The 21,376-nt window shown below is 71.8% G+C and carries 22 protein-coding genes and 3 pseudogenes; 16 read left to right on the forward strand and 9 right to left on the reverse strand.

Features of this window, described 5'->3' with window-relative positions:
* Positions 1-165: 165 nt before the first annotated feature.
* Entirely contained in the window at positions 166-1,122 is a 957-nt protein-coding gene (locus E4N62_RS10365; protein ID WP_230213626.1) for an LLM class F420-dependent oxidoreductase, read from the reverse strand.
* A 166-nt stretch (positions 1,123-1,288) separates the two neighbouring features.
* Between E4N62_RS10365 and E4N62_RS10370 the strand changes: the two genes are divergently transcribed.
* The 13 genes and pseudogenes from E4N62_RS10370 to E4N62_RS10430 all read left to right on the forward strand — a co-directional run bounded on the left by E4N62_RS10370 (position 1,289) and on the right by E4N62_RS10430 (position 10,974).
* Positions 1,289-2,710 (forward strand): NAD(P)/FAD-dependent oxidoreductase, encoded by a 1,422-nt coding sequence (locus E4N62_RS10370; protein WP_230213627.1) that lies wholly within the window; start codon positions 1,289-1,291, stop codon positions 2,708-2,710.
* Complete coding sequence (locus tag E4N62_RS10375; RefSeq protein WP_230213628.1) at positions 2,707-4,554, forward strand: transketolase; 1,848 nt, start codon at positions 2,707-2,709, stop codon at positions 4,552-4,554. The genes E4N62_RS10370 and E4N62_RS10375 overlap by 4 nt, the downstream gene beginning before the upstream one ends.
* Positions 4,555-4,628: 74 nt before the next feature.
* Entirely contained in the window at positions 4,629-5,549 is a 921-nt protein-coding gene (gene ligD / locus E4N62_RS10380; RefSeq protein ID WP_230213629.1) for a non-homologous end-joining DNA ligase, read from the forward strand.
* A gap of 69 nt (positions 5,550-5,618) precedes the next feature.
* The gene (locus E4N62_RS10385) at positions 5,619-5,984 is read left to right on the forward strand and encodes a gas vesicle protein (protein ID WP_230214081.1); all 366 of its coding nucleotides are present in this window, start codon (positions 5,619-5,621) and stop codon (positions 5,982-5,984) included.
* 47 nt (positions 5,985-6,031) lie between these two features.
* The gene (locus E4N62_RS10390) at positions 6,032-6,457 is read left to right on the forward strand and encodes a gas vesicle structural protein GvpA (protein WP_230213630.1); all 426 of its coding nucleotides are present in this window, start codon (positions 6,032-6,034) and stop codon (positions 6,455-6,457) included.
* Complete coding sequence (locus tag E4N62_RS10395) at positions 6,454-7,212, forward strand: GvpL/GvpF family gas vesicle protein (protein WP_230213631.1); 759 nt, start codon at positions 6,454-6,456, stop codon at positions 7,210-7,212. The genes E4N62_RS10390 and E4N62_RS10395 overlap by 4 nt, the downstream gene beginning before the upstream one ends.
* Before the next feature lie 29 nt (positions 7,213-7,241).
* Positions 7,242-7,505: a gas vesicle protein GvpG gene (locus tag E4N62_RS10400; protein WP_230213632.1), complete on the forward strand. Its 264-nt coding sequence runs from the start codon at positions 7,242-7,244 to the stop codon at positions 7,503-7,505.
* Positions 7,502-8,119: a DNA primase gene (locus E4N62_RS10405; protein ID WP_230213633.1), complete on the forward strand. Its 618-nt coding sequence runs from the start codon at positions 7,502-7,504 to the stop codon at positions 8,117-8,119. The genes E4N62_RS10400 and E4N62_RS10405 overlap by 4 nt, the downstream gene beginning before the upstream one ends.
* Positions 8,112-9,379 (forward strand): annotated as a pseudogene (locus E4N62_RS10410) (SRPBCC family protein). Before E4N62_RS10405 ends, E4N62_RS10410 begins: the two are co-directional and overlap by 8 nt.
* Positions 9,376-9,741, forward strand: coding sequence for a gas vesicle protein (locus E4N62_RS10415; protein WP_045556595.1), 366 nt, complete (start codon positions 9,376-9,378; stop codon positions 9,739-9,741). The pseudogene E4N62_RS10410 and the gene E4N62_RS10415 overlap by 4 nt, the downstream one beginning before the upstream one ends.
* Complete coding sequence (locus E4N62_RS10420; protein ID WP_230213634.1) at positions 9,738-10,511, forward strand: GvpL/GvpF family gas vesicle protein; 774 nt, start codon at positions 9,738-9,740, stop codon at positions 10,509-10,511. The genes E4N62_RS10415 and E4N62_RS10420 overlap by 4 nt, the downstream gene beginning before the upstream one ends.
* A complete protein-coding gene (locus E4N62_RS10425; RefSeq protein ID WP_033529791.1) occupies positions 10,508-10,696 on the forward strand; it encodes a gas vesicle protein in 189 nt (62 codons plus the stop codon). Before E4N62_RS10420 ends, E4N62_RS10425 begins: the two co-directional genes overlap by 4 nt.
* The gene (locus E4N62_RS10430; RefSeq protein ID WP_045556598.1) at positions 10,693-10,974 is read left to right on the forward strand and encodes a gas vesicle protein K; all 282 of its coding nucleotides are present in this window, start codon (positions 10,693-10,695) and stop codon (positions 10,972-10,974) included. The genes E4N62_RS10425 and E4N62_RS10430 overlap by 4 nt, the downstream gene beginning before the upstream one ends.
* A gap of 2 nt (positions 10,975-10,976) precedes the next feature.
* On the opposite strand, the gene E4N62_RS10435 is transcribed toward E4N62_RS10430, so the two are convergent.
* The 3 genes from E4N62_RS10435 to E4N62_RS10445 form a co-directional block, all read right to left on the reverse strand.
* The gene (locus tag E4N62_RS10435; RefSeq protein ID WP_184901459.1) at positions 10,977-11,147 is read right to left on the reverse strand and encodes a hydrophobic protein; all 171 of its coding nucleotides are present in this window, start codon (positions 11,145-11,147) and stop codon (positions 10,977-10,979) included.
* Between the two features lie 43 nt (positions 11,148-11,190).
* Positions 11,191-12,012 carry a class I SAM-dependent methyltransferase gene (locus tag E4N62_RS10440; RefSeq protein WP_230213635.1) on the reverse strand — a complete coding sequence of 274 codons (822 nt, stop codon included), beginning with the start codon at positions 12,010-12,012 and terminating at the stop codon, positions 11,191-11,193.
* Between the two features lie 125 nt (positions 12,013-12,137).
* On the reverse strand, positions 12,138-13,631 hold the full coding sequence (locus E4N62_RS10445) for a bifunctional phosphatase PAP2/diacylglycerol kinase family protein (RefSeq protein ID WP_230213636.1): 1,494 nt from the start codon (positions 13,629-13,631) through the stop codon (positions 12,138-12,140).
* A 321-nt stretch (positions 13,632-13,952) separates the two neighbouring features.
* Here E4N62_RS10445 and E4N62_RS10450 point away from each other — a divergent pair.
* The 3 genes and pseudogenes from E4N62_RS10450 to E4N62_RS10460 all read left to right on the forward strand — a co-directional run bounded on the left by E4N62_RS10450 (position 13,953) and on the right by E4N62_RS10460 (position 16,483).
* Positions 13,953-15,570: pseudogene (locus tag E4N62_RS10450) on the forward strand (ABC-F family ATP-binding cassette domain-containing protein).
* Between the two features lie 89 nt (positions 15,571-15,659).
* Positions 15,660-15,893 (forward strand): DUF6158 family protein, encoded by a 234-nt coding sequence (locus tag E4N62_RS10455; RefSeq protein WP_215450621.1) that lies wholly within the window; start codon positions 15,660-15,662, stop codon positions 15,891-15,893.
* Complete coding sequence (locus tag E4N62_RS10460; RefSeq protein ID WP_184901477.1) at positions 15,890-16,483, forward strand: TIGR03086 family metal-binding protein; 594 nt, start codon at positions 15,890-15,892, stop codon at positions 16,481-16,483. The genes E4N62_RS10455 and E4N62_RS10460 overlap by 4 nt, the downstream gene beginning before the upstream one ends.
* 147 nt (positions 16,484-16,630) lie before the next feature.
* Here E4N62_RS10460 and E4N62_RS10465 read toward each other — a convergent pair whose 3' ends face one another.
* The 5 genes and pseudogenes from E4N62_RS10465 to E4N62_RS10485 form a co-directional block, all read right to left on the reverse strand.
* A complete protein-coding gene (locus E4N62_RS10465; protein ID WP_230213637.1) occupies positions 16,631-18,736 on the reverse strand; it encodes a catalase in 2,106 nt (701 codons plus the stop codon).
* Positions 18,736-19,278, reverse strand: coding sequence for a type 1 glutamine amidotransferase domain-containing protein (locus E4N62_RS10470; RefSeq protein WP_230213638.1), 543 nt, complete (start codon positions 19,276-19,278; stop codon positions 18,736-18,738). Before E4N62_RS10470 ends, E4N62_RS10465 begins: the two co-directional genes overlap by 1 nt.
* Positions 19,260-19,592: a hypothetical protein gene (locus E4N62_RS48645; RefSeq protein ID WP_308184890.1), complete on the reverse strand. Its 333-nt coding sequence runs from the start codon at positions 19,590-19,592 to the stop codon at positions 19,260-19,262. The genes E4N62_RS10470 and E4N62_RS48645 overlap by 19 nt, the downstream gene beginning before the upstream one ends.
* A 443-nt stretch (positions 19,593-20,035) precedes the next feature.
* Positions 20,036-20,458 (reverse strand): annotated as a pseudogene (locus E4N62_RS10480) (CBS domain-containing protein); the annotation flags it as partial.
* A gap of 87 nt (positions 20,459-20,545) precedes the next feature.
* On the reverse strand, positions 20,546-21,037 hold the full coding sequence (locus E4N62_RS10485; RefSeq protein WP_374116965.1) for a DUF2795 domain-containing protein: 492 nt from the start codon (positions 21,035-21,037) through the stop codon (positions 20,546-20,548).
* Between the last annotated feature and the right edge of the window lie 339 nt (positions 21,038-21,376).

Here is a 21,376-nt window from a genome sequence, read left to right on the forward strand (position 1 = left end):
AGAGCAGGAAAGCCGAGAGGAAAGCCGAGTAGAAAAGAGCCGCCGAAGGAGCGGGGCCCGGACGGCAAGGACGTTCCGGGCCCCGCTCCTTGCGCACGTGCACTCGGCCCAGACGATGGGGAGAGGGAAACACCATCTGGGCCGAGAACTCGGGGGCGGTGCGGATCAGCGCCGGAGCTGCGGCAGCACCTTCGTGCGGTAGAAGTCGAAGAAGCCACGCTGGTCGGGGCCGATCTGGCTGACGTACACACGGTCGAAGCCCGCGTCGGCGAAGGCGGTCAGCTCGGCGACGTGCTCGTCGACGTCGTCGCCGCACACCGTGTTCTCGCCGACCATCTGCTCGGTGACCAGCGGCTCCAGCTGCTCGAAGTGGCTGGGCGTGGGCAGGATCTGCCCCATCTCGCCTGGCAGCAGCTGGCTCGACCACAGATGGCGGACGAGCCGGACCGCGGCGTCCCGGTCGGGGCCCCAGCACACCTTCGTGCCGCCGCTGACGGGGTTCGCGCCCCCGCCGCCCTTGCGGTACTGGGTCACCAGTTCCTCGTCGGGGCTCATGGTGATGAAGCCGTCGGCGACGCGGGCGGCGAGCGCGGTGGCCTTGGGGCCGAAGCCGGAGATGTCGATGGGGACGGGCGCCTCGGGGAGCGTGTAGAGGCGGGCGTTCTCCACCGTGTAGTGGGTGCCGCGATGGGTGACCTCCTCGCCGGTGAACAGGCGACGCATCACCTGGACCGACTCCTCCAGCATCTCCAGACGGACGTCCGCCGGGGGCCAACGGGTGCCGAGGACATGCTCGTTGAGCGCCTCGCCCGAGCCGATGCCGAGCCGGAAACGGCCGCCCGTCATCACCGAGCTCGTCGCCGCGGCCTGGGCGACGACCGCCGGGTGGATCCGGACGGTCGGGCAGGTCACCGCCGTCTCGATCGGCAGCGACACGGCCTCGGAGAGCGCGCCGATCACCGACCAGACGAACGGGCTCTGGCCCTGGGCGTCGTTCCACGGGTGGAAGTGGTCCGAGATCCACAGGCAGTCGAATCCGGCCTGCTCGGCCATCCGTGCCTGCTCGATCAGCTCGGCTGGACCGAACTCCTCGGTCGCCAGGAAGTATCCGTACTCGGGCATGGGGGGTACCTCCGCGACAGGTGCGCTCGGGACGGGCCGGGACGTGGTCCGAGTACCCGTGGATCACGGCGGAAACCCGCGCACGAGCGGGCGGACCACCGGTTTGGGCCCGCTGACCAGGGGGACGCGGAAGGTTCGTACGCACGCGACCCGCCGGAGGCGAACCGTGAGTCGACCCCGCATCGTGATCGTCGGTGCCGGTTTCGCCGGCTACCGGACGGCCCGCACCCTCGCGCGGCTGACCCGGAACAAGGCCGACATCACCCTGCTGAACCCGACCGACTACTTCCTGTATCTGCCCCTGCTGCCCCAGGTCGCCGCCGGCATCCTGGAACCACGCCGGGTCACCGTCTCCCTCACCGGCACCCTGCCCCATGTGCGGCTGGTGCTGGGCGAGGCCGACGACATCGACCTCGACGCGCGCACCGTGCGCTACTCGGATCCCGAGGGCGGCGTCGGCACCCTCACCTACGACCGGCTGGTGCTCGCGGCCGGCAGCGTCAACAAGCTGCTGCCCATCCCCGGCGTCGCCGAGCACGCCCACGGCTTCCGGGGGCTGCCCGAGGCGCTGTACCTCAGGGACCACGTGACCCGGCAGGTGGAGCTGGCCGCCGGGAGCGAGGACCCCAAGAGCTGCGACGCGCGCTGCACCTTCGTGGTGGTCGGCGCCGGTTACACCGGGACCGAGGTCGCCGCCCATGGCCAGATCTTCACCGACGCGCTGGTGCGCAAGCAACCGCTGCGGGAGGGCATGCGACCGCGCTGGATGCTGCTCGACATCGCCGACCGCGTGCTGCCCGAGATGGACGAGAAGCTGTCGCGGACCGCCGACAAGGTGCTGCGGCAGCGGGGTGTCGACGTGCGGATGGGGACCTCCGTGAAGGAGGCCACACCGAACGGAGTGCTGCTGACCGACGGGGAGTTCGTCGACACCCGCACGCTCGTGTGGTGCGTGGGCGTACGGCCCGATCCGCTCGCCGAGTCGCTGGGGCTGCCGATGGAACGCGGCCGGCTGCTCGTCGAGCCCACGCTGCAGGTGCCGGGCCGGCCGGACGTGTTCGCCTGCGGCGACGCGGCCGCCGTACCCGACCTGACCAAGCCCGGCCAGTACACCCCGATGACCGCCCAGCACGCCTGGCGGCAGGGCAAGGTGGCCGCGTACAACGTCGCCGCCTCGCTCGGCCGGGGCGAGCCCGAGCCCTACCGCCACAGCGACCTCGGCTTCGTCGTGGACCTCGGCGGGGTCAAGGCCGCCGCCAACCCGCTGGGCGTCCCGCTGTCCGGGCCGGTCGCCGGGGCCGTCGCGCGCGGCTACCATCTCGCCGCCATGCCCGGCAACCGAGTCCGGGTCGCCGCCGACTGGCTCCTCGACGCCGTACTGCCCCGCCAGGGCGTCCAGTTGGGCCTCGTCCGGTCCTGGTCGGTCCCCCTGGACACGGCGTCACCGGAGCTGGCCAAGGTGCCCGGCGCCCCCCGGAAGGCGAAGACGGGCGCCGACGAGTCCCCGGCCACGTCACCGGGTCAGGAGCGCGGCCCGGCGTCCGATAACCCGCCGAAGCCCGCCGAGGGTTCGAAAGGAGAGTCATGAACAGCCGTCAACTCACTGAGCTGGCCCAGCAGTTGCGGGTCGACAGCGTCCGCGCTTCGGATGCCGCGGGCTCCGGGCACCCGACGTCGTCCATGTCGGCCGCCGAGCTGATGGCGGTGCTGCTCGCGAAGTATCTGCGGTACGACTTCGAACGCCCCCAGCACCCCGCCAACGACCGGTTCGTGCTGTCCAAGGGGCATGCCTCGCCCCTGCTGTACTCCGCGTACAAGGCGGCGGGCGCGATCAGCGAGACCGAGCTGATGACCTTCCGCAAGCTGGGCAGCCGGCTGGAGGGACACCCCACGCCACGGCGGCTGCCGTGGGTGGAGACGGCCACCGGGTCGCTCGGCCAGGGACTGCCCGTCGGCGTCGGCGTCGCGCTGGCCGGGAAGCGGCTGGACCGCACCGGCTACCGGGTGTGGGTGCTGTGCGGCGACAGCGAGCTCGCCGAGGGCTCGGTGTGGGAGGCCGCCGAGCACGCCGCGTACGAGCATCTCGACAATCTGACGGCGATCGTCGACGTCAACCGACTCGGACAGCGCGGACCCACCCGGCACGGCCACGACCTGGACGCCTACGCCCGCCGCTTCGCGGCCTTCGGCTGGCACACCATCGAGATCGACGGACACGACGTGGACGCCGTCGACCGCGCCTACGGCGAGGCCGCCTCCACCAAGGGCCAGCCCACCGTGATCCTGGCCCGCACCCTCAAGGGCAAGGGCGTCGAGGCCGTCCAGGACCGGGAGGGCCTGCACGGCAAGCCGCTCAAGGACGCCGACGAGGCGATCGCGGAACTCGGCGGGGTGCGCGACCTCCGCGTCGAGGTCACCCCGCCGCCCGCCGCCCGGATGCTGCACGCCGTACGCACCGGGCACCTGGAACTGCCGCGCTACGAGACCGGTGACGAGGTCGCCACCCGGGACGCCTACGGGCAGGCCCTCGCCGCGCTCGGCTCCGCCCGCGGGGACGTCGTCGCCCTGGACGGCGAGGTCGGCGACTCCACCCGCTCCGAGTACTTCGCCAAGGAGCACCCCGACCGCTACTTCGAGTGCTACATCGCCGAACAGCAGCTCGTGGCCGCCTCGGTGGGCCTCGCGGCCCGCGGCTGGGTGCCGTACGCCGCCACGTTCGCGGCGTTCCTCACCCGTGCCCACGACTTCATCCGCATGGCGTCGGTCAGCGGCTCAGGCATCAATCTCGTCGGTTCCCACGCGGGCGTCGCCATCGGCCAGGACGGGCCCTCGCAGATGGGTCTGGAGGACCTGGCGATGATGCGCTCGGTGCACGGTTCCACCGTGCTGTACCCGTGCGACGCCAACCAGACCGCCAAACTCGTCGGCACCATGGCCGGCCTCGACGGCGTCCGCTACCTCCGCACCTCCAGGGGCGCCTCGCCCGTCCTCTACAGCCCGACCGAGGAGTTCCCGGTCGGCGGCAGCAAGGTGCTGCGCGCCTCGGACACCGACCGGCTGACGGTCGTCGCGGCCGGGGTCACCGTCCACGAGGCCCTCAAGGCCGCCGACGCGCTGGACCGCGAGGGCATCCAGGTCCGGGTGATCGACCTCTACTCGGTCAAGCCCGTCGACCGCCGCACCCTGCGGGAGGCCGCCGAACGCACCGGCTGCATCCTCACCGTCGAGGACCACCACGAGGAGGGCGGCCTCGGCGACGCGGTCCTCGACGCCTTCCTCGACGGCCGCCCGGTGCCCCGCCTGGTGCGCCTGGCCGTCCGTACGATGCCGGGCTCGGCCTCGCCCGAGGAGCAGCTGCGCGAGGCGGGGATCGACGCGGAAGCCATCGCGTTGGCCGGACGGCTGCTGGTGGAGCACGCGATCACGCCCTGAGAGCACCGAGAAGGCACTGACGGACCCTGAAGGCCCCGAGAGGTCTGACGATCGCGATCCGAGAGGAGCAGGCGATGGGGGACAGCCACACGATGCGGGTCGGCCGCCGTACCGTCGAGATCCACCGGCCGGACAAGGTGCTGTTCCCCGCCGACGGCGGCGGCAAGGAGTACACCAAGGGCGATCTCGTCGCCTACCACCGTGCCGTCGCCCCCTTCATGCTGCCCCATCTGCGCGGGCGCCCGCTGATGCTGGAACGGCACCCCGACGGGCTCGACGGGCCCATGTTCATGCAGAAGAACACCCCCGAGCACTGTCCGGACTGGATCGAACGCGTCGAGGTGCCCAAGGAGGGCGGCACGGTCGTCCACCCGGTCTGCGACGACGCGGCCACCCTCGTCCACCTGGCCGACCAGGCCTGCCTCACCCTGCACCGCTGGCTCTCCCGGGCCGGGGACGTCGACCGACCCGACCGGCTCGTCATCGACCTCGACCCGTCGGTGGACGACTTCGCGCAGGTCCGGGAGGCCGCCCGGGACGTACGGGACCTGCTCGACGCGCTGAACCTGCCGTCCGTACCGATGACCACCGGCTCCCGGGGCGTCCACGTCGTCGTACCGCTGAACGGGCACGACGACTTCGACGCGGTGCGCGACTTCGCCCGGGAACTCGCCGGGGAACTCGTCCGCGCCCATCCCGAGCGGCTCACCGTCGAACCCCGCAAGAAGGACCGGGGCGACCGGCTCTACCTCGACATCCAGCGCAACGCCTACGCCCAGACCGCCGTAGCCCCCTACACCGTGCGCGCCCGCCCCGGCGCGCCCGTGGCCACCCCCCTGACCTGGGAACAGCTCGACGACCCGGCCGTCGACGCCCGCCGCTGGACCCTGGCGGACGCTGTCGACCAGGCCCGTACCGACCCCTGGGCGGGAGCCATGAGGCGGGGTCGCGCGCTCGCTCCGGCACGGCGTCGGCTGGCCGCGCTGCGCGGTTGACGGCGCTGCGCGGCCGTCCCGAGGAGGTTTGGCCAACGGACGTGTGGCCACTCGGTGTTCGAGGTGGCCATGTCGAACACATCGAACACATCAAGAGCTCAGAATTCGCGCACAAAGCGTGAATCGGATGAAACCGAAGAGGTGCGGGAATCGGCGGACGAGCGCCCCAGCCCCATGCAGGTGCTGCGCCATGCGCGGACCCAGCTCGCGGAGCTGACCGGCATGGCGCCCGAGTCCGTGTCGTCGTTCGAACAGTCCGAGGACGGCTGGACGCTGGAGGTCGAGGTCCTGGAGATCGCCAGGGTCCCGGACACGATGAGCCTGCTCGCGAGCTACCGGGTGGAACTCGACCCGCAGGGCGAGCTCACCGGCTATCGGCGTGTCCGTCGTTACGAACGCGGCCGGGCGGACCCGCATCGCCCCGGCGGCCGGTAGGTCGCCGTCCCGCTCAAGCACCCAACAGACAAGGAGGATCGGCCGGCATGACCGTAGTCCCGGCACAGCAGTCCGGCGGCGGAGGCGGCAGCAGCGGCCTGTACGACGTCCTGGAACTCATTCTCGACAGGGGGCTCGTCATCGACGCCTTCGTGAGGGTCTCCCTGGTCGGCATCGAGATTCTGAAGATCGACGTCCGGGTCGTGGTGGCCAGCGTCGACACCTACCTGCGCTTCGCCGAGGCGTGCAACCGGCTCGACCTGGAGGCCGGGCCGCGCAAGAACCCCGGCCTGCCGGACCTCGTCGGTGAGATCACCGAGTCCGGTGCGCGCGGCAAGTCCAAGGGGGCGCTGTCCGGCGCCGCCGAGACCATCTCCGACGCGTTCAAGCAGGCCCGCGAGGAGGGTGAGTCCGAGTCGCGGCCGCGGGCCCGCAAGACCACGAGCTCGCGCAAGAGGGAGGAACAGGAGTGAGCACGTACGTCTACGGCATCACCGCGAGCTCGCACCCCGGCCTCCCCGAGGGCATGGGCGGAGTGGGGGATCCCGCGCGGCCGGTGCGCATCCTGAAGGAGGGCGAGCTGGCGGCGATCGTCAGCGAGGCTCCCGAAGGGCTGCGTCCCAAGCGCAAGGATCTGCTGGCCCACCAGAACGTCCTGAGCGAGGCGGGTGCGGGCGGCCCCCTGCTGCCCATGCGGTTCGGCAGTGTCGCCCCGGACGACGCGTCCGTCACCGGGGTGCTCGCCGAACGCGCGGAGCACTACCGGGAGCGGCTCGGCGCCCTCGACGGCAAGGTCGAGTACAACGTGAAGGCCAGCCACGACGAAGAGGCCGTGCTGCACCGTGTGATGGGGGAGAACCCCGAGCTGCGCGCCATGACCGAGGCCAACCGGCAGGCGGGCGGCGGTACTCACGAGGACCGGCTGCGGCTCGGCGAGATGGTCGTCGCCGCCGTGCAGGCCCGGGAGGCCGACGACGCGGCGGAGTTGCGGCAGGCGCTGGAGCCGGCCGCCGAGGCCGTCAGCGCGGGCCCCGAGTCGACCGGCTGGCTGGCCAATCTGTCGTTCCTCGTGGGCCGGGACTCGGCGGCGGTCTTCCTCGACGCCGTGGAGGAGGTCCGCAAGAGCCATCCGCACATCGAGGTACGGGTGAACGGGCCGCTGCCGCCGTACAGCTTCGTCGAGCCGGGGCCGGCGCAGCCCGCGGAACCCGCGGAGACGACGCACTGACAGCGCGCGACGGCCGAGGAGGCGAGTGCATGGGACTGATCACCGAGGTACTGCTGCTGCCGTTCGCACCGGTGCGCGGCAGCCTCTGGACGGTGAGACAGGTGCTCACCGAGGCCGAGCGCCAGTACTACGACCCGGCGGCCGTCCGCGCCGATCTCGCCCGCCTTGAGCAGCGGCTCGAAGCGGGCGAGATCGATGAGGAGGAGTTCGACCGCCTGGAGGACGAGCTCCTCGACCGGCTGGAGATCAGCGCGCAGAGGGGCACAGGAGCCGGCAACGGGACGACACAATGAATCGAATCGGACTGGGCCTCGCGGTAGGGGCCGGATACGTCCTCGGGCGTACCAAGAAGATGAAACTCGCGTTCGCCGTCGGCACCATGGTGGCCGGCAAGCGGATGCACCTCAACCCACGGGCGCTCGCGGAGCTGGTGTCCCAGCAGCTGCAGAACAACCCGCAGTTCAAGGAGCTCGGGGACCAGCTCCGCGAGGACCTGCGCGGTGCGGGCAAGGCGGCCACCGGCGCGCTCGTGGAGCGGCAGATCGAGGGGCTCGCCGGCCGGCTGCACGGGCGTACCTCGCAGGTGCGCGACCGGCTCGCCGGGGTGACGCCGGATGCGCCGGGGCGCGACGAGGACGAGGAGCGGGAGCCCGAGGAGCGCGAGCCCGACGACTCGGGACCCGACCGCGAGTCGGACGAGCGGTCCCGGCGCCCCTCGCGCGGGCAGACGGCGAAGAAGGCCCCGGCCAAGAAGGCCCCGGCCAAGAAGGCCCCGGACCGGAAGCCTGCAGCAAAGAAGACGGCGGCCAAGAAGACCGCCCCCGCGAAGAAGACCGCTCCGGCGAAGAAGACCGCGCGCAAGGCCACGCGGTCACGGACGACGAGGGGAGGCGGCGGCGATGACTGAGACCCTCGGATCGGCGACCGGCCGCGCGACCGGCGGGGCCGCGGGCCGGGCGAAGGACGCGACGAAGAGCAACCCGCTCTCCGACGTCGCCCACAGCGAGGCCGTCGACCACCTCAAGGCCGAGGCCAAGGAGTACCTGGCCGCGCAGGCCCAGCGGCTGGTCGTCGGCGCCGGCCGCAAACTCGGCGAGACGACCGGCAAGCTCAACGACATCGCCGAGGGCAACAGCCCCGGCTTCGCCAAGCTCGCCCTCGACGGCGGCCGCAAGCTCGCCGAGGGCAAGGGGCCGCTGCGCACCGCCCTGGAGGTGGGCGCCGGCCGGGCCAAGGACAACGTGCTCGGCGCGCTCAAGAACCTCGGCGGCGGCAAGGGCAAACGCAAGGGCGGCTCGGGCAACAAGCCGACCGTGATCATCGAGTCCATCGACGTCGGGGTGCCGGTGCGGACCGCGTACGACCAGTGGACGCAGTTCCAGAGCTTCAGCACCTTCGCCAAGGGGGTGAAGAACGCCGACCAGGCCGACGACACCCACTCCGACTGGCAGATGAAGGTGTTCTGGTCCAACCGGAGCTGGAAGGCGCACACCACCGAACAGGTGCCCGACGAGCGGATCACCTGGACGTCGGAGGGCGCCAAGGGCACCACGAAGGGCGCGGTCACCTTCCACGCCCTCGCCGACAGTCTCACCCGGGTCCTGCTGGTCATCGAGTACTACCCGAAGGGCCTCTTCGAGAAGACCGGCAACATCTGGCGCGCCCAGGGACGCCGGGCCCGGCTCGACCTCAAGAACTTCGCCCGCTTCATCACCCTCAGGGGAGAGGCCGAGGAGGGCTGGCGCGGCGAGATCCGCGACGGCGAGGTCGTCGTCAGCCACGAGGACGCCCCTCGCCGAGGAGGAGCGGGAGGACGAGGAGGGCGGGAGGACGAGGAGGGCGGGAGGACGAGAGCCGGGACGAGCTGTACGACGGCGAGGCCGAGGAGGACGGCGAGGCCGAGGGCGAGTACGAGGAGGAGCCCGAGCCGGACGAGGAGCCGCGCGACTCCGACGAGCCGGCCGACGACGAAACCGAGGCCGACGACGAGGCCGAAGGGTACGTCGACGAGGACGAGGACGGCGACCTGGAGGACCCGGACGAGGTACCGGAGGAGGCGTACGAGGACGTTCCCGAGGCCGAGGACGAGGCCGAGGAGGACATCGAGGAGGAACCGTACGAGGATGAGGACGAGGAGCGGGCCGCCGTGGGCGGGAGTCGACGATGACGTTCCCGAGCCGAGTCCCCGAGCCGTACGGGCAGAACGGGAGTGCCAACCTGGCCGACATCCTGGAGCGTGTCCTCGACAAGGGCCTGGTGATCGCGGGTGACATCCGCATCAACCTGCTCGACATCGAACTGCTCACCATCAAGCTGCGCCTGATCGTCGCCTCCGTCGACAAGGCCAAGGAGATGGGGATCGACTGGTGGGAGACCGACCCGGCGCTGTCGTCCAACGCCCGCCGCGACGAACTCTCCCGTGAGAACGCCGAGTTGCGCGCCCGGCTCGCGGAGCTGGACGACGGCGGGTACCGGCGGGAGCCGGAGCCGGCCATCGAACGCGGCCGCGCCAGAGAGGAGCCCTCATGACCGGACTGCGGTATGTGTACGCCGTCTGCCGCCCCTTCGACGCGGCGCTCCAGTCCCAGCTCAAAGGGGTCGCGGGCGCACCGCCCCGGCAGCTGCGCCACCACGATCTGATCGCCGTGGTCAGCGAGGTGCCGGAGCGCGACTTCGCGGAGCAGCCGCTCCGCGCCCATCTGGAGGACCTGGACTGGCTGACCGAGACCGCCCGGGCCCACCAGAGCGTGATCGACGCCCTCACCGTGGTCACCACGCCCCTGCCGCTCCGGCTCGGCACCGTCTTCCGCGACGACAGCGGCGTACGGGTCATGCTGGAGGCCCGCGAGGAGGGCTTCCGGCGCACTCTGGACCGGCTCTCGGGCCGGGTGGAGTGGGGCGTCAAGGTCTACGCGGAGTCCGAGGAGCGGGAGGAGGCCCAGGCGCCCGCGAAGGTCTCCAGCGGGCGTGACTATCTGCGGCAGCGGCGGCGGAGCCACCGGGCCCACGAGGAGATGTGGGAGAACGCCGACCGGTTCGCCCGCCGGCTGCACGAAACTCTCGCGCAATTCGCCGAGGACACCCGGCTGCACGCCCCGCAGAATTCCGCGCTCTCCGGAGTTCCCGGACGCAATGTGCTGAACGCGGCCTATCTGGTGCCGCGCGCGCATTCCGAGGAGTTCGTGGAACTGGTGGACCGCACGAAGGGCGAGGAACCGGGACTGCGGGTGGAACTGACCGGGCCGTGGGCCGCCTATTCCTTCAGCGGGGAGACCGGCACGGGGGAGGAGAGCACGTGACCGTGATCGAACGTCGTGAGGTCGCCCTCGTCGACCTCCTCGACCGGCTGCTGGCCGGCGGGGTCGTCATCACCGGGGACCTCACCCTGCGCATCGCGGACGTCGACCTCGTCCGCATCGATCTGAACGCGCTGATCAGCTCCGTGAACGCACAGGTCCCGTCGCCTTGGGGAGGAATCGAGTGAGCGGCCGCAACCGTCTCGAACTGGAGCCCGACACGGTCGAGAGGGACCTGGTCAAGCTGGTCCTGACCGTCGTCGAGCTGCTCCGTCAGCTCATGGAGCGGCAGGCGCTGCGGCGCTTCGACACCGGTGAGCTGTCGGAGGACCAGGAGGAGCGCATCGGGCTCACGCTGATGCTGCTGGACGACCGTATGACCGAGCTGCGCGAGCGCTACGGGCTGCGGCCCGAGGACCTGAATCTGGACCTCGGGCCGCTCGGACCGTTGCTACCGCGGGAGTGACGTCACCACCTGTACCAGCGGCTCCTTCCTCCGGAGGCGGACGTGCCGCGCACCAGGAAGCCGAGGAGCCACAGCACCAGGACGGCCAGGGCGATGTACCAGAGAACCTTCACCGCGAATCCGGCGCCGAAGAGCACCAGAATCAGAAGCAGTACCAACAGGATGGGAACCATTATGCGAACCTCCTGATGGTCCGGGTTACCAGAATTCCCGCTTTCAGGCCGCCTTACGGCAGAGAATTTCTCCGTGGAGTACGGCGAACCAGCCGTCCTCCTGCTCTCCCCATTCCCGCCAGGAATCCGCGATCGCCCGCAATTGCCCGGCCGTGGCATGGCCGCCCTCGGTGGCCCGGTCGGCGTAGGCGGAGGCGACCGTCCGGTCCGCCCACAGCCCGCTCCACCACGCCCGTTCCTGAGCCGTGGCGTAGGTCCAGGTGGCGGAGGTGGCCGTGATGTCGGTGAGCCCGGCGCGCAGCGCCCAGGACTTCAGCCGGCGCCCCGCGTCGGGCTCGCCGCCGTTGGCGCGCGCGACCCGGCGGTACAGGTCCAGCCAGTCGTCCATGCCGGCCGACTCGGGGTACCAGGTCATCGCGGCGTAGTCCGAGTCGCGGACGGCGATGATCCCGCCGGGCGCGGTCACCCGGCGCATCTCGCGCAGTGCCTGCACCGGATCGCCGACGTGCTGGAGCACCTGGTGGGCGTGGACCACGCAGAAGCTGTCGTCCGGGAAGTCCAGGGCGTGGACGTCCGCGACGGCGAAGTCCACGTTCTCCAGGCCGCGTTCGGCGGCCGCGGCCCGGGCCTGGTCCAGGATGCCGGGCGCGTGGTCGACACCGGTGACCTGGCCGTCCGGGACCAGGGCGGCCAGGTCCGCGGTGATGGTGCCCGGACCGCAGCCGATGTCCAGGACCTTCATGTGCGGCTTCAGCGAACCGAGGAGGTAGGCCGCCGAGTTGGCGGCCGTGCGCCAGGTGTGCGAGCGCAGCACCGACTCGTGGTGCCCGTGCGTGTAGACGGCGGTCTCCTGTGCCTTCGGCATGGCCGTTCCCCTTCCCCGAGGGCCGCGACAACCGCGGGTTCGTCATCGAACCGTACGCGAGGACGCCGAATAATGAGACCGCCGTCTTGAATTATGGACACACCGCGCCTGGGTGGCGGAGGGGGTCAGCGCATCGGTACGGGCCGGTACACCGTCAGCGCCTCCGGGATCTTCCGGAGCGTCAGATCGCCCTTCACCTCGGTGACTTCGCCGTCGTACGCGAGGAGGGTGCCCGGCGCGATCCCGTCCACCCGGAGCCGCCGCACGCGGACCGCCGCGTGGGCCGGGCTCCGGGTCAGCGGGCCCGCGGCGGCCGCGGCCAGAAGTCGCAGGGCCGGGCGGCGGCCGCCGTGCACGACACGGACGTCCAGCAGCCCGTCGGCCAGGTCGAAGCGCCGGGCCGGGGCGAGGCCCAGCCGGCGGTAGGTGCCGTTGCCCGCGAAGAGCAGCCAGATCGGACGGGGCCGGCCCTCGAAGGTGGCCTGCAGCGGATGCCGGTCGGAGCGCAGGACCCGCAGGGCCGCGATGACCCCCGCCGGCCAGCCGCCGAGCGCCTTCTCCCAGCGCTCGCGCTCGCGCACCAGCTCGGGGTAGACGCCGAGGCTGAAGGTGTTGAGGAAGTGGCCCTCCGTGTCGCCGGTGGTGAAGTGCCCGAGGTCCACCCGGACGGCCTCGCCCTGGCGCACCGCGCGGCCCAGGTCGCGGACGTCCTCCACGCCGAGGTCGTACGCGAAGTGGTTGAGGGTGCCGCCGGGCAGGACGGCGAGGGGGAGTCCATGGCGCAGGGCCACCTCGGCGGCGGAGTTCACCGTGCCGTCGCCGCCGCACACGCCGAGCACCCGGGCACGGGTGGCGGCCTTCTCCAGCTCGGCGCGCACGTCCTCCGGCTCGCACTCCACGGTCTCGGCCCCGGGCAGCACGTCCCGCAGGGCGCGCACCCGGTCCGACGTGCCGGAGGCGCGGTTGGCGACCACGACCAGGCCCTCGCCGTCCGGCAGGGCGGGCGCGTCCACGTAGGGGCGGCCGGGCGGCGGCAGCTGGTCGCGGGTGGGCACCATGCCCCGCACGGCGTAGGCGGCGCCCACGCCCAGGGCGGCGCCCACCAGGACGTCGCTCGGGAAGTGCACGCCGGTGTACACGCGGGACAGCGCCACCGCGGTGGCCAGCGGGGCGACCGCGGCGCCCCAGCCGCGCGACTCCAGGGCGACACCGGCGGCGAAGGCGGCGGCGGAGGCGGAGTGGCCCGACGGGAACGACGTGGTGATCGGCTGACGCTTCAGCTGACGGGTCAGCGGCACGTTGTGCAGGGCCGGGCGGGGGCGGCGGATCGAGCGCTTGCCGAGGGTGTTGATGGTCGCCGAGGCGAGCGCGAGCGAGGCGACGCCCCGGACGGCCGCCCTGCGGGCCCGCGGACTCCGGGTCGCCGCGATCGCCGCCGCCGTGGCGAACCACAGCACCCCGTGGTTCGCGGCCCGGCTCAGCTTCGGCAGGAGGGGATGGGCACCCGGCCAGTCGCGGGTCGCCACCGCGTCGAAGAGGCGGCTGTCCGCGGCGAGGAAACGGTCGCGGAGGATGTGGTGGCCCGGGGGGCGGACGGTGAGGTCGACGTCTGGGGTCATGGGTCCACGGGTACCCCATGGCGACGGAACCGTGTCGGGCGGGGTGGGGTTGGGCGACGGGCGGGTCGGGCGAGGGTGGGTGGGGTTGCGTTGCCGGGTGCGGGTGTGGGCTGGTCGCGCAGTTCCCGCGCCCCTGAGAAGCAGGGGCTGCGCCCCGTGCTTTTCGGCCCGAAAGGGCCGTAGGCCCTTGAAGGGGTGCGGGGAACTGCGCGAGAAGCCCCACGCATCCACGCCCGACAACGAACCCCGCACCGCAGCCGGACCACGGCCACTGGGAAATGGATTTGCCCGTGTGGTGGCGCGGCTCGGACAATGCGCCCCATGGGACATCTCGAAGCCGCTCATCTGGAGTACTACCTGCCGGACGGGAGGGCGCTGCTCGGGGACGTGTCCTTCCGGGTGGGGAGGGGCGGTCGTCGCGCTCGTCGGGCCCAACGGGGCCGGGAAGACGACGCTGCTGCGGCTGATCTCCGGTGAGCTGAAGCCGCACGGCGGATCGGTGACCGTGACCGGGGGCCTCGGCGTGATGCGGCAGTTCGTGGGGTCCGTGCGGGACGAGACGACCGTGCGGGACCTGCTGGTGTCGGTGGCGCAGCCGAGGATCAGGGAGGCCGCGAAGGCGGTCGACGCCGCCGAGCACGCGATGATGACCGTGGACGACGAGGCGGCCCAGCTGGCGTACGCGCAGGCGCTCTCCGACTGGGCCGAGGCGCGCGGCTACGAGGCCGAGACGCTGTGGGACATCTGCACCGTGGCCGCGCTCGGCGTGCCGTACGAGAAGGCGCAGTGGCGGCAGGTGCGGACGCTCTCCGGCGGTGAGCAGAAGCGGCTCGTCCTGGAGGCGCTGCTGCGCGGCACCGACCAGGTCCTCCTCCTCGACGAGCCGGACAACTACCTCGACGTCCCCGGCAAGCGCTGGCTGGAGGAGCGGCTGAAGGAGACCCGCAAGACCGTCCTGTTCGTCTCGCACGACCGGGAACTGCTCTCCCGAGCCGCCGAGAAGATCGTCAGCGTGGAGCCGGGACCGGCGGGCGCGGACGCCTGGGTGCACGGCGGCGGCTTCGACACCTACCACGAGGCCAGGCGACAGCGCTTCGAGCGCTTCGAGGAACTGCGTAGACGCTGGGACGAGAAGCACGAGCAGCTGAAGAAGCTCGTGCTGAACCTCCGCCAGGCGGCGGCTGTGAGCCATGAGATGGCCTCGCGCTATGCCGCGGCCCAGACCCGGCTGCGCAAGTTCGAGGAGGCCGGGCCGCCGCCGGAGCCGCCGCGCGAGCAGGACATCACCATGCGGATCAAGGGCGGCCGTACGGGCGTCAGGGCTCTCACCTGCGAGGGGCTCGAGCTCACGGGGCTGATGAAACCCTTCGACCTGGAGGTCTTCTACGGCGAACGGGTCGCCGTCCTCGGCTCCAACGGTTCCGGCAAGTCCCACTTCCTGCGGCTGCTCGCAGGCGACGACGTGGCCCACATTGGGCAGTGGAAGCTCGGCGCCCGGGTCGTGCCGGGACACTTCGCGCAGACGCACGCGCATCCCGAGCTGGAGGGGCGGACACTGCTCGACATCCTGTGGAAGGAGCATGCCCAGGACCGGGGCGCCGCCATGTCCCGGCTGCGCCGTTACGAGCTGACCAAGCAGGCCGAGCAGCCGTTCGATCGGCTCTCCGGCGGCCAGCAGGCCCGCTTCCAGATCCTGCTGCTGGAGTTGCAGGGCGTCACCGCGCTGCTGCTCGACGAGCCCACGGACAACCTCGACCTGGAGTCGGCCGAGGCGCTCCAGGAAGCGCTGGAGGCCTTTGACGGAACCGTCCTCGCCGTCACCCACGACCGCTGGTTCGCTCGTTCGTTCGACCGCTTTCTGGTCTTCGGTTCCGACGGCCGCGTACGGGAGACCCCGGAGCCCGTGTGGGACGAGCGCCGCGTGGAGCGCGCCCGCTAGGCCCTGTCCTCGGCTCCCGTCCGCGCGGGGGCCCGGGGCCCCGGATCTTCGTACAGTGGAGGGAGGACCACCGAGATCGGGGTACCACCATGACCGGAGTGCACCCGGACCAGCTCGACGACCAGCAGTTGATGAAGGAACTGGAGTCGATCCACCGCACGCGGCACGACACGCTGCTGCACGGGTCGACCGAGGCGCTGCGCACCCACAACGAGCGGATGGCCCAGCTGGAGGGCGAGTATCTGCGCCGCCACCCGCGTCGGCCGGTCGTCTCGGGCCGTACGCGCGACGGAGCGCGGGATCGAGGGCCGGCGACGCCATGAGACCCGGGGCGAGCGCGGGGACGCGTGCGCTGCTCGACCGGCACGCCGAGGCGCAGGACCTCTTCGGCGCGAGGGTCCACGCCGTCCGGGACGACCAGTGGGGCGCCGACACGCCCTGCGCCGAGTGGTCGGTCCGCGACCTCGTCAACCACCTCGTCTCCGAGCAGCTGTGGGTGCCCTCGCTGGTACGGGACGGCTGCATGATCGAGGAGGTCGGCGACACCTTCGGGGGCGACCTGCTGGGCCCCGACCCGGCGGCCTCCTGGGACACCGCCGCCCACTCCGCGCGGGAGGCGTTCACGGCGCCCGGCGCGCTGGAACGCACGGTCCACCTCTCCTACGGCGACACCCCGGCGACCGCGTACTGCGCGCAGATGGTCGCCGATCTCGTCGTGCACGCGTGGGACCTGTCCCGGGCGATCGGGGCGGACGAGCGGCTGCCGGGGGAGCTGGTGCGGTTCGCGGTCGACGAGATCGCTCCGTACGCCGGTGACCTGGAGAAGAGCGGGCTGTTCGGGGCACCGGTGGCTCCGCCCGTGGGGGCGGACGCGCAGACCAGGTTGTTGTGTCTGCTCGGGCGGCGGCCGTAGGGGGCCGTTCGGAGCTCGGGGCCGTCGGGTGCGTTGCGGGGTGCGGGTGCGTCGTGGCTGATCGCACAGTTCCCCGCGCCCCCGAACGGGAAGGGCCTTGGGCGCCCCTTGCCGAGAGGTGCCCAAGGCCCGTGTGATCGTCGTTCGTCAGCAGTGGGTCGGCGGGCGGTCCCAGTGGCGGTGGGCCGCGATCGCCGCCACGAACTCCCTGGTGAAGTCCTCGCTCGCGGTGCCCTGGGCCGTGTCCGTCACCACGCCCCGGTCCGCCACCACATGGTGGAACTCGGAGGAGAGCCGGACACCCTCCGGCCGGAGGGCGGCGACGACCCCGACGCCGGACCCCAGGGCGCCGATCGGCTTGCCGTGCCGGTAGGCGTCGCGGACGAAGCGCATCGCGTCGGGGTCGGCGGCCTGGGACGGGGTGCCGACCGGACCACCGGGCAGGAACACCGCGTCGTACAGGACGGAGGCCACCGTCGGCAGGGCCCGGTCCACCGTGTACTCCGCGCCGTCCGCACCGCGTACGGTGCCGTCCTGCGCCGCGAGGGCCTCCACGATCGCGCCCTCGGCCGCCAGCGCCTCCCGCACTCCGGTCACCTGCTCGGCGTCCACACCGTCGGAGACCAGAACCGCGATCTGCCGGGTACGGATGGAACCGGGGCCGCGCTGCGCCTCCAGGCTGAGGGCCGGGGAGCTGAGCTTGTACGCCCCAGGCTCGGCGTCCGACGGGACGGGCACCCCGATGCCCTTCGCCACCTCGGCCGCCAACTCCGGGTCCACCTTGACCAGTTCCTCCACCGTACGAGCGCGGACGGAGAGGGCCCCGACCTTGCCCAGTTCGAAGCGGAAGGCGGCCACGATGTGCTGCTTCTCCCAGGGCGCCATGCTGTTCCAGAACAGCGCGGGCTGGCTGTGATGGTCCTTGAAACTCTCGCTGCGGCGGCGGATCTTGGCACCGTCGACGCGCTCGGCGAGGTGCGCGTAGGCGTGCGGGTCGGCGCCCGCGTGGGCCGGGCAGCCTCCGCCGAGGGAGTTCGGGAAGTAGTTCGTGCCGCGATGGATCGCCGACTGGTGGTAGCCGTCGCGGTGGTTGGTGCGCACCGGCGCCACGGGCCGGTTAACCGGCAGCTGGCTGAAGTTGGGGCCGCCCAGGCGGATCAGCTGGGTGTCCAGGTAGGAGAAGTTACGGGCCTGCAGGAGCGGGTCGTTGGTGAAGTCGATGCCCGGGACGACGTTCGCCGTGTGGAAGGCGACCTGTTCCGTCTCCGCGAAGAAGTTCTCGGGGTTGCGGTCCAGCACCATCCGGCCGATCGGCCGTACCGGCACCTGCTCCTCGGGGATGAGCTTCGTGGCGTCGAGCAGATCGAAGTCGAAGGCGAACTCGTCCTCCTCCGGCACGAGTTGGACGCCCAGCTCCCACTCCGGGAACTCGCCGGCCTCGATGGCGTCCCACAGGTCCCGGCGGTTGAAGTCCGGGTCCCGGCCCTGGCACTCCTGCGCCTCGTCCCACACCAGCGAGTGCGTGCCCAGCTTCGGCTTCCAGTGGAACTTCACGAACGTGCCCCGCCCGTCGGCGGTCACGAAGCGGAAGGTGTGCACGCCGAAGCCCTGCATCATGCGGTAGCTGCGCGGGATCGCCCGGTCGGACATCAGCCACATGATCGCGTGCAGCGTCTCCGGCTGGAGGGACACGAAGTCCCAGAGCGTGTCGTGCGCGGAGGCGCCCGTCGGGATGTCGTTGTGCGGCTCCGGCTTCACCGCGTGCACGAAGTCGGGGAACTTGATCCCGTCCTGGATGAAGAAGACCGGGAAGTTGTTCCCCACCAGGTCGTAATTGCCCTCGGACGTATAGAACTTGGTCGCGAAGCCGCGTACGTCCCGCACGGTGTCCGCCGACCCGCGCGGCCCCTGCACGGTCGAGAACCGCACGAAGACGGGGGTGCGGACCGACGGGTCCTGGAGGAACGCCGCCCGGGTGAACTCCGCGCAGGACTCGTACGGCTCGAAGTACCCGTACGCCCCCGCGCCCCGGGCGTGGACCACTCGCTCCGGGATCCGCTCATGGTCGAAGTGGGTGAGCTTCTCCCGGAAGTGGAAGTCCTCCATCAGGGTCGGCCCGCGCTCACCGACGGTCAGCGAGTCGTCGGTGTGGTCGACGGCCACACCCTGGTCGGTGGTGAGAGGCCCCGACGCCGGGTCGACCGGGTGGGCCGCCTCGCGCTGCTCCTGCTTGCGGTCCTGGGGAGAGGTCATCAGGCGGCCTCCTGGGAGAACACGTCGAGGAACGCCTCACAGAACGCCTTGAGGTCGTCCGGCTTGCGGCTGGTGACGAGCTTGTTGGGGCCGTGGTCGCAGATTCGCACCTGCTCGTCCACCCAGGTGCCGCCCGCGTTGCGGATGTCCGTGCGCAGACTCGGCCACGACGTCAGGACCCGGCCGCGCACCACGTCCGCCTCCACCAGCGTCCACGGCGCGTGACAGATCGCCGCGACCGGACGGCCCCGCTCGAAGAACGACCGGGTGAACGACACGGCCTTCTCGTCCATGCGCAGGAAGTCGGGGTTGGCCACCCCGCCGGGCAGGAGCAGTGCGTCGAACGACTCGGGCGGCGCCTCGCCCACCACGGCGTCCACGGCGAAGGTGTCCGCCCTGTCGAGATGGTCGAAGGCCTGAATACGACCTGGCTTCGTCGACACCAGGACGGGTTCGTGACCGGCGTTCTCCGCCGCCTGCCACGGCTCTGTCAGCTCGATCTGCTCGACACCCTCGGGGGCTGTCAGGAATGCGATACGCATGGCTGCTCGGTCTCCTCTCCTTGCCTTTCCCCGTGTGTTCCGTGAGTTGATCCAGGCCTTGTCACAGGCCTTGTTCCGTGCTTGTTGCGGCCCGACATCCGCCGGTCGTCCAGGCCGTTCAGGGCGAGCACGTCCGAGGCGAACACATCGGGACCGAGCGTCAGGGCGACCCGCGCGTCCACGCCCACGCCGCCCATGTGGCCGGGCGGTGAGAAAGGTCGGCGGTCAGCGCGCCGGTAGCGCTCCAGGGCCTCCAGGACGGGGGTACGGGAGTGGTCGGGCAGCTGATCGGTGGTCACGCTGTCGTCGTCCATGGTCTCCGTGCCGGTGGCTGTCCGATGCGGGGTGGGGTGCGGGGGTGCGCGCTTGGGGTCGGGGCTGGGGTTGGGGTTGGGGTTGCAGGACGGGTCGGCGCTGGTGGTGCGCGTCGGCGGCGGTTCAGCCGGCTGGGTGGCGTCGGTGGGCGGGGACGCGCCGCCACGGTCCGTCGGAGGCGCGCCGCTCGGTCCGTCGGAGGCGAGCCGCCCGGTCAGGCCGGGACCGGCCCCGGGCCGACGCCGGAGCCCGGGTCCGTTTCGGGACCAGCTCCCGAGGTGGGGTCCGTTTGCGGGCCGGCGCCGGGTGTCTGGTCCGCCTCTGGGACGGCGCCGGAGAGCCGGTCCGCCCCTCGGCCGGCGCCGGAGAGCCGGTGCGTTCCTGAGGCGGTGGCGAATAATCGGTCCGCTCCCGGGCTGGACCCGGAGGTTCGGTCGGTCCGTGGCCATGGTTCGGGGGACGCCCGGCTGATGTGGGCGAGCGTCGAGCCCGGGTCCTGGGAGACGGCCAGGTCGCCGAGGCTGACCATGCCCACCGGGTGTCCGTCCTCCATGACGGGCAGCCGGCGTATCGCGTGGTCACGCATCAGCGCGACGGCGGCGGACACCGCGTCGTCCGGGCCGATCACGACCGGGTTCGGGGTGCAGACGGCCTGGGCGCTCACCGTCAGCGGGTCGGCCCCGTCGGCGACGGCCCGCAGGGTGATGTCGCGGTCCGTCAGAACCCCGATCACGTGTCCGTCGGCCGCGACGAGCACGTCCCCGATGTCCTGGGCGCGCATCAGCTGCGCCGCCTCCACGAGGGAGGCGTCCGGGCGGACCGTCGCCACACCTGGCGTCATGACTTCCCTCACGAACTCGGCCATGGTCTCCGGGCCTCTCGTCGCTCCGTCCCGACCGGGGTCACGCCCGCATCGGCGTGACCTTGCCCGCAGTACCCGCGAGGAGGGGCCCTATGTGTCCCCGTCGTGTGTGGATTCCATGGCCTCCATCGGGGGCCGCGCGGCCCCACCCCTCGCTTCTCCGGCCGCTCCTGCTCCTCCGGCCTCCCCGGCCCCACCGCTCTCGTCCTGGACCTGGACCACCGCCTCAGCGAGCCGGTGGACCGAGTCGTAGCGCGCCTTCCGCGGCAGCCGCTCCAGGGGCGCGACCAGCCCGTCCGGGGCGTGCCGGTCCCGCAGGACCCGGATCAGCTCGGCGGGGCCCGCCGGGAACGACGTACGGCCCAGGACCCGGGCCAGGTCCAGCCGCAGCGCCTCCACCCGCGCGGGCGCCCGGCTCGGCGTCACCGGCCCGCGCGCCACCTCCGGATCGTCCTCCGCGTAGGGCTCGGGGTCGTTCCACTCCTCCGTCCGGGTGGGATGCCCAGAACGGAGCAATCCCTGCAGTTCGTGCTTCATCTCGTCGTCGCGGTGGGCGCTCATCCGGTCGCTGCCTCGCTGCATGACTCCCCTCCAGATCGGTTGGTGGCCCCCGCGTACCCGAACACCCGGCACCGACACGGGGTAGCCGGGTCACGGACCTCCGGGGCGCGGACCGGCGGCGTGCGGAACCGGTGGCGGTTGTCGGACGAAAGGAAAAAGTTCAGTACCCGTGGCCCTGATTCCGGAACGCGTTCGTGGTTCCGCGGGACTACAAAATTCCCGCTGCGACACCGGAGTCGCTCCCGCTGATGGTCGATCGGCTCGGCGTCCTCTGCCATTCGGCGGGGATGGTGCGGAAGCTTGGCAGACGCGTCAGGGCGTCCGGACCGGCGACGTTGTGCGCATGACTCAGACAGAGTT

It is taken from the genome of Streptomyces sp. MNU76 (genome assembly GCF_020982545.1).
Taxonomy (GTDB): Bacteria; Actinomycetota; Actinomycetes; order Streptomycetales; family Streptomycetaceae; genus Streptomyces.

Coding starts and splice junctions, on each gene's coding strand:
- E4N62_RS10365 (WP_230213626.1), bottom strand. CDS start 1,122: ATGCCCGAGTACGGATACTTCCTGGCGACCGAGGAGTTCGGTCCAGCC.
- E4N62_RS10375 (WP_230213628.1), top strand. CDS start 2,707: ATGAACAGCCGTCAACTCACTGAGCTGGCCCAGCAGTTGCGGGTCGAC.
- ligD (WP_230213629.1), top strand. CDS start 4,629: ATGGGGGACAGCCACACGATGCGGGTCGGCCGCCGTACCGTCGAGATC.
- E4N62_RS10385 (WP_230214081.1), top strand. CDS start 5,619: ATGTCGAACACATCGAACACATCAAGAGCTCAGAATTCGCGCACAAAG.
- E4N62_RS10390 (WP_230213630.1), top strand. CDS start 6,032: ATGACCGTAGTCCCGGCACAGCAGTCCGGCGGCGGAGGCGGCAGCAGC.
- E4N62_RS10400 (WP_230213632.1), top strand. CDS start 7,242: ATGGGACTGATCACCGAGGTACTGCTGCTGCCGTTCGCACCGGTGCGC.
- E4N62_RS10405 (WP_230213633.1), top strand. CDS start 7,502: ATGAATCGAATCGGACTGGGCCTCGCGGTAGGGGCCGGATACGTCCTC.
- E4N62_RS10415 (WP_045556595.1), top strand. CDS start 9,376: ATGACGTTCCCGAGCCGAGTCCCCGAGCCGTACGGGCAGAACGGGAGT.
- E4N62_RS10420 (WP_230213634.1), top strand. CDS start 9,738: ATGACCGGACTGCGGTATGTGTACGCCGTCTGCCGCCCCTTCGACGCG.
- E4N62_RS10435 (WP_184901459.1), bottom strand. CDS start 11,147: ATGGTTCCCATCCTGTTGGTACTGCTTCTGATTCTGGTGCTCTTCGGC.
- E4N62_RS10440 (WP_230213635.1), bottom strand. CDS start 12,012: ATGCCGAAGGCACAGGAGACCGCCGTCTACACGCACGGGCACCACGAG.
- E4N62_RS10445 (WP_230213636.1), bottom strand. CDS start 13,631: ATGACCCCAGACGTCGACCTCACCGTCCGCCCCCCGGGCCACCACATC.
- E4N62_RS10455 (WP_215450621.1), top strand. CDS start 15,660: ATGACCGGAGTGCACCCGGACCAGCTCGACGACCAGCAGTTGATGAAG.
- E4N62_RS10460 (WP_184901477.1), top strand. CDS start 15,890: ATGAGACCCGGGGCGAGCGCGGGGACGCGTGCGCTGCTCGACCGGCAC.
- E4N62_RS10465 (WP_230213637.1), bottom strand. CDS start 18,736: ATGACCTCTCCCCAGGACCGCAAGCAGGAGCAGCGCGAGGCGGCCCAC.
- E4N62_RS10470 (WP_230213638.1), bottom strand. CDS start 19,278: ATGCGTATCGCATTCCTGACAGCCCCCGAGGGTGTCGAGCAGATCGAG.
- E4N62_RS48645 (WP_308184890.1), bottom strand. CDS start 19,592: ATGGACGACGACAGCGTGACCACCGATCAGCTGCCCGACCACTCCCGT.
- E4N62_RS10485 (WP_374116965.1), bottom strand. CDS start 21,037: ATGCAGCGAGGCAGCGACCGGATGAGCGCCCACCGCGACGACGAGATG.